Source organism: Actinocorallia lasiicapitis (assembly GCF_054778695.1).
Genome location: NZ_BAAGZI010000162.1, coordinates 1 through 11,967, shown reverse-complemented (window position 1 = coordinate 11,967; position 11,967 = coordinate 1). Strand labels below are relative to the sequence as shown.

7 protein-coding genes and 1 pseudogene are annotated in these 11,967 nt (G+C 68.7%); 6 read left to right on the top strand and 2 right to left on the bottom strand.

The genetic code is table 11. The features are described from left to right. The 5 genes and pseudogenes from ACYVE7_RS18715 to ACYVE7_RS18695 all read left to right on the top strand — a co-directional run. Positions 1 to 662, top strand: a pseudogene (locus ACYVE7_RS18715) (hypothetical protein); the annotation flags it as partial. Positions 663 to 810: 148 nt separating this feature from the next. Beyond that, positions 811 to 2,586 carry a fatty acyl-AMP ligase gene (locus tag ACYVE7_RS18710; RefSeq protein WP_460366164.1) on the top strand — a complete coding sequence of 592 codons (1,776 nt, stop codon included), beginning with the start codon at positions 811 to 813 and terminating at the stop codon, positions 2,584 to 2,586. A 51-nt stretch (positions 2,587 to 2,637) separates the two neighbouring features. Beyond that, positions 2,638 to 5,085: an MMPL family transporter gene (locus tag ACYVE7_RS18705; protein WP_460366162.1), complete on the top strand. Its 2,448-nt coding sequence runs from the start codon at positions 2,638 to 2,640 to the stop codon at positions 5,083 to 5,085. After that, complete coding sequence (locus tag ACYVE7_RS18700) at positions 5,075 to 6,091, top strand: alpha/beta hydrolase (protein ID WP_460366160.1); 1,017 nt, start codon at positions 5,075 to 5,077, stop codon at positions 6,089 to 6,091. Before ACYVE7_RS18705 ends, ACYVE7_RS18700 begins: the two co-directional genes overlap by 11 nt. Before the next feature lie 3 nt (positions 6,092 to 6,094). Further along, positions 6,095 to 7,084 (top strand): alpha/beta hydrolase, encoded by a 990-nt coding sequence (locus ACYVE7_RS18695; protein ID WP_460366158.1) that lies wholly within the window; start codon positions 6,095 to 6,097, stop codon positions 7,082 to 7,084. Positions 7,085 to 7,091: 7 nt separating this feature from the next. Here the strand turns inward: ACYVE7_RS18695 and ACYVE7_RS18690 are convergent, their stop codons facing one another. Beyond that, the gene (locus tag ACYVE7_RS18690; protein WP_460366156.1) at positions 7,092 to 8,333 is read right to left on the bottom strand and encodes a glycosyltransferase; all 1,242 of its coding nucleotides are present in this window, start codon (positions 8,331 to 8,333) and stop codon (positions 7,092 to 7,094) included. A gap of 119 nt (positions 8,334 to 8,452) precedes the next feature. After that, the gene (locus tag ACYVE7_RS18685) at positions 8,453 to 10,027 is read right to left on the bottom strand and encodes an MFS transporter (protein WP_460366154.1); all 1,575 of its coding nucleotides are present in this window, start codon (positions 10,025 to 10,027) and stop codon (positions 8,453 to 8,455) included. Positions 10,028 to 10,310: 283 nt separating this feature from the next. On the opposite strand from ACYVE7_RS18685, the gene ACYVE7_RS18680 reads away from it, so the two are divergent. Further along, a partial coding sequence (locus tag ACYVE7_RS18680) for a beta-ketoacyl synthase N-terminal-like domain-containing protein (protein WP_460366152.1) occupies positions 10,311 to 11,967 on the top strand: 1,657 nt, incomplete at its 3' end.

Sequence of the window (11,967 nt, the reverse complement as noted above, 5' to 3'; positions counted from 1 at the left end):
CCGGGCCGGTGCCCGTCGCGAGCCCGTCGGGGACGCCGACGGTCCGGCCGTCCGGAGCGGGCCAGCCGTCCCCGGTGGCCGAGCCGCGACCCAAGCCGCGCCCCAAGCCTGCCCGTCCCACTTCGGGGAAGCCGCGCGCCACCGTCACCAAGACCGTCTATCTGCCGGAGACCGGATTTCCGCCGGGGTCGGGGATCCCGCAGTGGCCCTACTATCCGCCGGTCCAGCCGCCGCCGGCCTACCCACAGCCGATGGCCTATCCCCAGCCGATGTCCTACCCGCAGTCGGTACCCGCCCAGCCGCAGCAGCCGTTCCTGCCGCGGCTCCAGCCCGCCGCGGTGCCACCCCAGGCTCAGGCCACGGCGAAGCCGCAGGTCCAGTTGCCGAGCACGGCGCCGCTGCCGGTGGTGCCCACGCCCAGGGCGACACCGCCGTCGCTGTCGATCGTCAGCTCCAGCGATCTCGAGCTGGGGGAGCGGGGTTCGTGGCTGATGGTCCTGGCGATCGGGATCGTCGCGGAGGTGGCGCTGCTGTGGTTCGCGGCCGTGCTGCGGATGTGGCGGCGCCGCTTGTCACTCAACGACGGTTACCCCCTGCCCCGGCCGGTGCGTGGCCTGCGGCGGACCGTGCCACTGGTGGTCCGGGCAGTACGTCGAAGATAGAAATGCCAGGTCGGCGGGGGTTTTCGGAGTTCTTGTCATCCAAGTAACAAGAAGTCCGGAAGGTAATCGTTCTGGCGGTTAGTGACCCGCTGAGGCTACCTACCGGTAGTCTTCGCCGGGTCACCCGCCCGCCCCCAGGAGTGCTTTCATGGCATTGGGTTCGCTGCTCCCCTCGCTGGATCGCAAGCCGCTGGTCGAACTGGTCGCCGAGTACGCCGCGACCAAGCCAGACGGCAAGGCGTTCACCTTCGTCGACTACTCCACTGATCGTGACGGCAGCAAGCGCACGTTCACCTGGGCCGACGCCGACCTGCACGGCCGGGCCATGGCCGCGGCCATCCGCGAGATCGCCGAGCCGGGCGAGCGGGCCGCGATCCTGCTGCCGCAGAGCATCGAGTTCCTGATCGCGATGATCGGCTCGTTCGCCTCGCACGTCGTGGCGGTGCCGCTGTTCTCCCCGGACCTGCCCGGCAACGCCGACCGGCTGATCCGCGCGTACTCCGACGCCGAGCCCGCCGTGATCGTCACGATCGCGTCGGCGCTCCCGTACGTCGAGAAGTTCCTGGACGAGCACGACGTGCCCCGCCCGCGCGGCATCGTCCTCGCCGACGAGATCGACCTGACCAAGACCCTGCCGATCGAGAAGACCGACCCGGACGAGCTGGCCTACCTCCAGTACACGTCCGGTTCGACCAGCAGCCCGGCCGGAGTGGAGATCACGCACGGGGCGTTCGCGGTCAACGGCCGCCAGCTCTGGTCGTCGTGGAACCCGCCGGAACCCGAGAGCTGCGAGGCCGTCACCTGGCTGCCGCTCTTCCACGACATGGGGCTGATCGCCGCGCTGGCGCTGCCGCTCGTCCACGGCAACCATGTGATCATGGCGGATCCGGTCTCGTTCCTGATGCGGCCGATCCGCTGGATGCGGCTGATCTCCGAATGCAAGAACGTCTACACGGCCGGGCCGAACTTCGCCTACGACTATGTGGCGGGGCAGGCCAACGAGAAGAGCCTCGCCGGGCTCGACCTGTCCGGGCTGAACGTCTGCCTGAACGGGGCCGAGCCGATCCGGCCGTCCACGCTGAAGGCGTTCAACGAGGCGTTCGCGCCGGTCGGGCTGAAGCCGGGCGCGCTGCGTCCCGCCTACGGGCTGGCCGAGGCCACCGTGTTCGTGTCCGGATCTTTTGTGACGAACCCGGATTCTTCGGTTCCGGCGAAGCTGCTCGGCGCGGACCGCGAGGCCCTCACCCAGGGCAAGGTCGTCCCGTCGGACGCCGACAACGCCCAGTTTCTGCCGTCGTGCGGCGCGCCCATGGGGCAGATCGTCGCGATCGTCGACCCCGACACCCGGCGTGAGCAGCCCGACGGCTCCGTCGGCGAGATCTGGGTGCACGGCCCCAACGTGGGCCGCGGCTACTGGGGCAACTCCGAGCGCAGCGCCGAGACCTTCAACGCCGTCATCGAGGACGCGGCCGGAATCCCGTCCGGCGGCTGGATGCGGACCGGTGACTTCGGCGCCTGCCACGAAGGCGAGCTGTACGTGACGGGACGGATCAAGGACCTGATCATCGTCGACGGCCGCAACCACTACCCGCAGGACATCGAGGTCACCACGGAGGCCGCCCACGAGGCGGTCCGCCCCGACTATGTGGCGGCGTTCGCGATCCCCGGCGACGAGACCGAGAAGCTCGTGGTCGTCGCGGAGCGCAACCGGCGCGTCCCGATCGCCAGGCTCGACCTCGCCGAGGTGGAGCGGGCCGTCCGGGCGCAGGTCAACGTGGTGCACGAGATGCACATCCACGAGTTCGTGCTGATCGAACCGGGTTCGCTTTCGCGTACTTCGAGTGGAAAGGTAGCGAGGGCCGCCACCCGCTCCCGGTACCTGGAAGGCGGCCTCGTCCGCACGGCCGACCGCGCCGCCCGCTAAGCACGGTTTCACCGCTCACGTTCGGCCCCGCACGGCCGGAAGGAGACAAGCATGTACGGCTGGGGACGGTTCGTTCACCGGTTCCGCTGGCTCGTCCTGCTCGTCTCCGTGGTCGGAGTGGTGTCCAGCGGGCTGTGGGGCGCGGCCGTCACCGCGCCCGGCGTGCTGAAGCCCGGTGGTTTCGAGGACCCGCACTCCGACTCCTACCTCGCCTACAAGACCGCGGTTTCGGTCTTCGCGGCGGCCAGCCCCGACGTCATGCTCGTCTACCGCAGCCCGGACACTCAGGTCGTCGATCCGGAGTTCGAGCGGTCGGTGCTGTTCACGGTGGCGCGGCTGCCGAAGAAGTACGTCAAGCAGATCACCACGTACTGGCACATCCCCGGCGACACCCCGGAGATGGTGGACGCCCGCAAGGCGTTCGTCTCCCATGACGGGAAGAGCACGTTCGTCGCGATCGTCCTGCAGGGCGATGAGATCACCAAGCTCGAGAACTTCAAGAAGATCGAGCCGTACATCCGCGCGCCCGGGATGGACGTCAAGGTCGGCGGCGCCGTCCCGATCAACGACGACTTCTCCAAGCAGATGGCCGAGGACCTGCACCGGGCCGAGCTCATCGCGCTGCCCCTGGTCGTGATCATCGGTCTGATGGTCTTCGGCAGCGTCGCGGCCGCGATGATGCCGCTGCTGGTCACCATCTTCTCGATCATGGGCGCGCTGGCCGTGCTCCGCGGCATCGCCCTCGTCACCGACGTGTCGAGCTTCGCGATGAACCTCGTGACCATGCTCGCCGCCGGGCTCGCGATCGACTACTCGCTGTTCATCATCAGCCGTTTCCGCGAGGAGCTGGAGAAGGGCCGAGATCCGCGGACGGCCATGGGCGTCACCCTGGCCACGGCCGGGCGGACCGTCGCGTTCTCCGCGGTGACCGTCGCGGCGTCGCTGGCCGGGCTGCTGCTGTTCCCGCAGATGTTCCTGCGCTCGATCGGGCTCGGCGGCATCGCAGTGATCATCGTCGCGGTGTTCTGCGCGCTGGTGCTGCTGCCGGCGATGCTGTCGGTGCTCGGCCACAAGATCGAGTTCCTGCGGATGCCGTGGCGCCGCAAACCGGGCACCGGCCGCAGGCGTGAGGACGCCGGCGCCTGGTACAAGCTCGCGCACAGCGTGATGAAACGGCCGCTGCTGTACTTCCTGGCCGTCTCGGCGGTGCTGGTGGTGATGGTCGCGCCGTTCCGGAATGTCCAGTTCGGCACCAGCGACATCCGGGCACTGCCCGAGAAGATGCCCACCAGGCAGGTCGTCGAGACGATCCAGAAGGACTTCTCCGGCGGGGTGCTCGACCCCATCGACGTGATGATCGAGGGCTTCATCGTCGACCGGAACTACAAACCGGGCAAGGACAAGCTGCCGCAGGCCCTGGTGAACTTCCGGGCGGCGGTCTCCAAGCTGCCCAACGTCGACGCCGCCCAGTATCTGGACTGGAACCAGAACAGCAGCGTCATCCGGATGCAGGTGACCTACAAGGGCGACGCCACCGACGAGTCGACCCGCGAGCTCGTCCGGCAGATCCGGGCGATGCCGCTGCCGAACACGTTCACCCATGTGACGGTGGGCGGCGGCACGGCCAGCCAGATGGACCTGATGGACAGCCTGGTCGAGACCCTGCCCAAGACGGCGATCTTCGTCGGGATCGCGATCTTCGTGCTGCTGTTCGCGGCGTTCGGCTCGATCGCGCTGCCGATCAAGGCCGTCATCATGAACCTGCTGTCGATCGGCTCGTCGTTCGGCGCGATCGTCTGGGCGTTCCAAGAGGGCCATCTGTCCGGGCCGCTGAACTTCACCACCACCGGGACCGTCGACGCCAGCACCATGATCCTGGTGTTGGCGGTCGTGTTCGGGCTGTCGATGGACTACGAGGTGTTCCTGCTCAGCCGGATCCGCGAGGAGTGGGACAACACCCACGACAACCGGGCGTCGGTCGCCAACGGGCTCCAGCGGACCGGCGGGATCATCACCAGCGCGGCCGTCCTGCTGATCGTGGTCGTCGCGGCGTTCTCCACGGCAGAGATCACGGTCGTGAAGCTGCTCGGCGTCGGCATCCTCGTCGCGGTGATCGTGGACGCGACGCTGGTGCGCTCCCTGCTCGTCCCGGCGACCATGCGGTTCCTCGGCGACGCCAACTGGTGGCTGCCGGGGCCGTTGAAGGCCCTGCACTCGGCGATCGACCTGCGCGAGGTCCACGACATCGACGTCGAGGGCAGGGAGGGCGCGACCAGGGAGAACCCTAAGCACGGTGTGACACCTGGTGCCCCTGGTTCGCTGAACAGTACGGAACCCCCCGCCCCGTTCCCCCGCTCTGTGACGCGTGCGAACGTCGGCTATGCCTGGGCCCCAGGTCAACACCGGGGTAATCCTGGACGACCTGTGAACAAGCGTGAGATCGTGGCCAACCCGGACGGACCGGGCTGGCGTTGGGCGGAGGACGAATATGCGCGCTAGCCGATGGACCGCGGTGGCGCTGGCCGCTTCGCTGGCGGTGTCTCCGCTGGTCAGCGGCGCTGCCGAAGCCGCGCCGAAGCCGAAGAAGCCCGCGTTCAAGAAGGCGCCCGACGGGGCCGCGATCACGAGCTACAAGTGGCTGACCAAGAACAAGCGGCAGCTCGATGTCACCGTGAAGTCGCCCGCGCTCGGCGGCCGGAAGGTGAAGGTGCGGCTGCTGCTGCCGCGCAAGTGGTCGATGAAGGCCAAGCGGACCTGGCCGATCGTGTACGGCTACCACGGCGGCCACGACAACTACACGTCGTGGACGCGGAGCACGAGCATCGAGTCGATCGCCGCGAAGTACGACGTCATCGTGGCGATGCCCGAGGGCGACAACGGCTCCTACGTCGACTGGTACAACGGCGGCAAGGGCGGCATCCCCAAGTGGGAGACCTGGCACATGAAGGAGGTCATCCCCCTCATGCAGCTCAACTTCCGGGCCAGCAAGACCCGCGCGCTGTTCGGGAACTCCTCCGGCGGTCAGGGCGCGATGACGTACGCGGCCCGCTACTCCGGCGAGTTCAAGTACGCGGCGTCGCTGAGCGGGCTGCTGCACATCCTCAAGCCGGGCGTGCCGACGATGCTCCAGTACGTCAACTCCGGCAACGGCCAGGACGCGAACGCCATCTGGGGCGACCCGGTCTTCAACCGCGACAACTGGAAGCTGCACAACCCCTACGACATCGCCGAGGGGCTGCGCGGCACCGGGATCTTCTTCTCCTCCGGGACGTCCGGCAAGCCGGGCCCCGGCGACCCCAAGGTCGACCCGTGGGACATCGGCCTGATCAGCGAGAAGATCACCGGTGGTACGGACCAGGACTTCCAGAAGAAGCTGAAGCAGCTCAAGATCCCGCACATCGCCCATCTGTACGGTGACGGCCGGCACAACTGGCCCGCCTGGCGACGCGAGTTCAAGTTCGTCTGGCCGAAGATCATGAAGGCCCTGCACGCGAGAAAGTACTGAGCCATGCCGCGACACCTCGGGCTGAAGGCCGTTTCCGGGGCGGTCGCCGTCGCGCTGCCGTCAGCGCTGCTGGTGACCCTCACCGCGGCGCCCGCCGGCGCGGCCGCGTTCAAGAAGGCCTCCACCGGTGCGACGATCACCGGCTACAAGTGGCTGGGCAAGAACAAGCGTGCGTTCGACTTCACGGTGAAGTCGCCGTCGCTCGGCTCGTCGCAGAAGGTCAGGGTGCTCCTGCCGAAGGGCTGGAAGTACAAGACCAAGAAGACCTGGCCGGTCACCTACCTGCTGCACGGCGGCAAGGACAACTACCTGTCCTGGACGCGCAGCACGAAGATCGTGCAGCTCGCGGCCAAGTGGAACACCATCGTCGTCATGCCCGAGGGCAGCAACGGCTCCTATACCAACTGGTACAACGGCGGTAAGGGCGGCATCCCCAAGTGGGAGACCTTCCATATGACCGAGGTGTTCCAGCTGATGGAGCGGAACTTCCACGCGGGCAAGAACCGGGCGATCATCGGCAACTCGTCCGGCGGCCAGGGCGCGATGACCTACGCGGGGCGCTACCCGAAACGGTTCAAGTACGCGGCGTCGTTCAGCGGCATCCTGTCGATCCTCACGCCCGGCGTGCCGACGGCGCTCGCCTACGTCAACTCCACGAACGGGCTGCCGGACGCCATCTACGGCGATTCGGTGCAGGACCGTAAGAACTGGCTGGCCCATGATCCCTTCGCGCTCGCGCCGAAGCTGCGGGGCGTCAAACTGTTCTTCTCGGCGGGGCACGGCTCGCCCGTCCCGACGGACGCGGGGCTGTTCTCCGAGTTCGTCGTCGGGGTCACCAACGACGACTTCGCCGAACGGCTCTACCAGCTCAAGATCCCCTACACGTCGCACCTGTATCCGGCGGGCTCGCACTCCTGGCCGTTCTGGTGGACCGAGCTGAAGCGGATCTGGCCGACCGCGATGAAGACCATCAAGGCCAAGAAGAACAAGTAGGCGCTGGTCAGGGCTGGAGGACGTCGAGGGTCTCGCAGGCGCGGGCCACTCCGTCTTCGGCCGCCAGCAGCCGGGACAGGCCGCGGGCGCGCTCCCGGTGGGCGGGCGTGACGGTGGCGCGGAGCGCTCCGGCGAGCGATTCGGCCGTCAACCGTGAGATCGGCAGCGGGGCGGGGCCCGCGCCGAGCGCGTGGACGCGGTCCGCCCAGTAGGGCTGGTCGCCGAAGAACGGGCAGACCAGCGACGGGACCCCGGCGCGCAGCCCTTCCGCGGTGGTGCCCGCGCCGCCGTGGTGGACCACGGCCGCCATCCGAGGGAACAGCCAGCCGTGCGGCGCCTCCCGGACGACCAGCACGTCATCGTCGGAGGTCGCCGGATCGCCGAGCAGCACACCGCGGTTGCCGGTACGGCGCAGGGCCTCGCGGACGGCGCGGTCGGTGGCCTCCGGGTCGCCGGGCGCCATGCTGCCGAACCCGACATAGACGGGTGCGGGGCCTGCGGCGAGGAAGTCGGTGAGCTCGTCGGGAGCGGTCCAGGTGGGCTGGTCGTGGAACCAGTAGCCCGTCAGATGGACGTTCTCCGGCCAGTCGGCGGGCCTGCGGACCACCGTCGAGCTGAACGCGCACAGCACCCGCGCCTTGCGGGCCTGCGGGATCGGCCCCGACAGGACGCGCTGCGCGGGCAGGCGCAGCCCGTCGCGCCGCCACGGGTTGATGAACGGCCTGGCGAGCTGCCAGGTCGCGTAGTCGAGCAGCTCGTAGCTGAGCCGGTTGCCGATCGGGCCGAGGAACCGCGCCTGCTTCAGGAACGGGTGGGGGAACGCGCCGGTCGGCTGCGACGGCTGGAAGTGGATCAGCGCGTGCGGGATACCGAGGTGTTCGCCGAGGTGCGCGCCGAGGAAGGCGAGGGTCGGCGCGAGGATGAGGTCGGCGCCGTCGGCGGCCGCCTGGATCTCGCTGAGCATCTTGTCGGCGATCGGGCGGATGATCCGGTTCATGTTGGCCAGGAACCGGACGGGGTTCCGGCCGCCCGTCAGCAGTTCCTGCCCTTCGGGCGAGTCGACGATCTCGGTGGGGTCCATCGACAGGGCCGCGAAGTCCAGCCCGGACTCGACGATCAACTGCTCGTACCGGCGTGACGCGATCAGCCGGACCGTGTCGCCGCGGTCGCTCAGCCCGCGCCCCAACGCCAGGCACGGCTGAAGATCCCCACGCGAGCCGGCGGCGAAGATCACCACTGTGCGCCCCATGTTCCCCGCCTTTCCGTATTCGCGACACTACCTACGGTATGACTGGCAAGCCTGGACTGTCTTGCCGGAATTCTCTAGTCCGTAGCGCTAAATGCTCGGAGACCGGTTTGGGGACCGGTTTACGGGCGGCCGGACATCTCGTACGGGCTGTACGGCGGAGGCGGCGGCCACGCCGACGGAATCCCCGCCCGCTGATTGGCCCCCCACCAGTCCGGAATGATCGGGAACGACCCGGAGGCGACGGCCGCGATCGGGACCCTGGTCTCCGGCAGCGGAACCTTCACCTGCGCCGGGACGGCCACCGGCTCCACGACCGGCTTGCGGCCCGGGATCGTGAACGCGCAGACCACCGCGCCGATCATCACCAGCATCCCGCCGAGCAGCAGCGCCGCCGACGAGCCCTGCTCCATCGCGTAGACGGCATCGTGGCCCTCGGCCTTGGCGGTCTTCTGCAGCGAGGTGAGGACCGCGCCCAGCACGACGATGCCGAGCGCCGCCGAGATCTCGCGGCCGACGTTCATGATGCCGCCCGCGACGCCTGCACGCTCCTCGGGCACCGCTTTGAGCACGTACATGCCGAGCGGCATGACCAGGCCGGAGCCGACGCCGACCAGCGCGATGCCGGGCAGCATGTCGATGAAGGTGTCGCCCGCGCGCAGCCGCGAGAACGCGGTGAGACCGAACGCCATGAAGGCCATGCCCATGGTGCAGGGGATCTTCGGTCCGAGCTTGCCCGCCAGATAGAAGCCGATCGGCGTGGTCGCTCCGATGATCACGGCGGGCAGGATGAACACCGAACCGGTGCGCGCCTCGCTCCAGCCCAGCACGGTGATCATGAATCCGGCGGAGTAGGTGAGGACTCCGGCGAAGCCCATGCCCCAGAGGATCTGCGCGGCGATGCCGCCGGAGAACACCTTGCTGCGGAAGAACTCCACCGTGATCATCGGGTTGGGCGCCCAGCGCTCGACCACGATGAACGAGATCAGCGAGATGAACGCGAGGACGAACACCGCGAGGACGCCGGGGTGGGTCCAGCCGCTGTGCTGTCCCGCGTGCACGCCGTAGGTGATCGAGAACAGCAGGGTGGCGGAGGTGAACACGGCGGGCAGGTCGACGCCCTCGGTGTCATCCTGGCGCTGGCCTTCGAGGGCGAACAGCCCGATGCTGATGGCGAGGATGCCGGGCACCACGTTGAGCAGGAAGATCCAGTGCCAGCCGACGCTGCTGACGATCAGGCCGCCGAGGCTCGGCCCCATCGCGGAGGCGATCGTCGCGGTGAGGATGTAGATCAGGTTGCCTTGCGACTTCTGCTTCTCGGTGCGGCCGGCCGTCACCGAGACGAGGGTGGCGGGGAGCGCGAGCGCCGCGCCCGCTCCCTGGATCACGCGGAACGCGATGAGGTGCGAGAGCTCCTGGGACAGGCCCGCGCCCAGTGAGGAGAGCGTGAAGGCCGTCATTCCGATGGTGAAGATCAGCCGGGCGCCGTAGACGTCCACGAGGCGGCCGCCGGCGATCATCAGACAGGAGAAGATCAGGATGTAGGACGTCGTGACCCAGGTGACCGTCGTCAGCGTCGTGTCGAAGTACTTGCTGAGCGGCGTCAGGACCAGCGTGACGACCGTGTTGTCCAGGGCGACCATGAATCCGCTGACGGCTACGACCGCCAGCGTCCACCCGTATCTGTCCCGTCCCATTGCTCCCCAATCAAGCCATATTCGGGGCTCAGGCCTCTTGTCATCAAGGTGACAAGGAACACGTGAGATTCGTGGTCCCAGGGAGGAGAGGGATACGGTCAAACTGGGACAAGGTTGTCGCTCCGCACCGACCAAGACCGACGTCAGGGGAGCCTCGCCCATGCCGACAAACGACGGTACGGGGTCCGCGGAGTCTCAAGATCTCCAGCTCCAGGACCGTATCCGGAATTTCCTGATCAATGAGATAGCACATCGTGCCGATCTTGTCATCGCCGAGATCGATGTGGACCGTCCGTTGGAGGAGTTCGGCCTGGCGTCCCGTGATGCCGTCGCCATCGCCGGTGAGCTGGAAGAACTGCTCGGACGGCCGCTTCCCGCGACCCTCGTCTGGGAGCATCCGACCATCTCCCGGCTGGCCGCCGCGCTGTCCGGTGCGGAGCTGCCCGAGGTCGCGCGTGTCACCGCCGTCCCGTCCGTGGCCGACGAGCCCGTCGCGGTCGTCGGTGTCGGCTGCCGTTTCCCCGGCGGCGTCGACGGTCCCGAGGCGTACTGGAAGCTCCTGCTGGACCGCGGCGACGCCATCGGCGACGTCCCCGACGGCCGCTGGGACGCCTTCGACGACGGCTCCCCCGAGGTCGCTGACCTGCTGGAGAACGTGACGCGCCGCGGCGGTTTCCTCGACGACATCGCCGGTTTCGACGCCCAGTTCTTCGGGATCACGCCGCGCGAGGCGTCCGTGATGGACCCGCAGCAGCGCCTGGTCCTGGAGGTCGCCTGGGAGGCGCTGGAGCACGCCGGGCTCGCCCCCGCCCGGCTGCGCGGCTCCCGGACGGGCGTGTTCATGGGCGTGTCCGCGCCCGAGTACGCCGGCCTCACCGCGTCCGACCTGACCCGGCTGGAGGCGTTCACCGCGACGGGCGCCGCGCTCAGCATCGTCGCGAACCGGCTCTCCTACCTGCTGGACCTGCGCGGCCCGTCCATGATCGTGGACACGGCGTGCTCGTCGTCGCTGGTCAGCACCCATCTCGCGGTCCGTTCGCTGCGCAGCGGCGACAGCGACGTGGCGCTCGCGGGCGGCGTCAACGTGATCCTCTCGCCGACCATCACGATGACCTTCGACGCCGCGGGCGGCACCGCGAAGGACGGCCACTGCAAGCCGTTCGACGCCTCCGCCGACGGCATGGTCCGCGCCGAGGGCTGCGGTGTCCTGGTCCTCAAGCGCCTGTCGGACGCCCGCCGCGACGGCGACCGCGTCCTCGCGGTGATCACCGGGACGGGCGTCAACTCCGACGGCCGCTCCAACGGGCTCGTCGCCCCCAACTCCGACGCCCAGAAAGCCCTGCTCAGGGACGTGTACTCGGCGGTCGGCAGCCGTGAGGTCGACTACCTCGAAGCGCACGGCACCGGAACGTTCCTGGGCGACCCGATCGAGGCCCGCGCGATCGGCGAGGTCCTCGGCCGGGACCGGGAGACCCCGCTGCTGCTCGGCTCCGTCAAGTCGAACCTCGGCCACATGGAGGCGGCGGCGGGCGCGGCCGGGCTCATCAAGACCGTTTTGTCACTTGTTTATAAAACGCTCCCGGCGTCGATCCACTACTCGGAACCCAATCCCCACATCGATTTCGACGGCATGAACCTGTCGGTGGTCGCCGAGACCCGACCCTGGCCCGAGCACGAAGGCCGGCCGGCCCGCGCGGGTGTGTCCGGCTTCGGATTCGGCGGCACGAACGCGCATATCGTCCTGGAATCGGCCGAGGAGATCCCGGCCGAATCCGGCAGCGTGCCCGTCCGGACCTTCCCGCTGTCGGACGTGTCCGCCGACCGGCTCGCCGCCGCGGCCGCCGCCCTGCTCACCGACACCGATCCCCGGATCTGGCCCGCCCTGCCCGGGCTGCGCGTCCCCGAAGGCGCCGGCCTCGCCGACGTCGCCGCGACCCTCC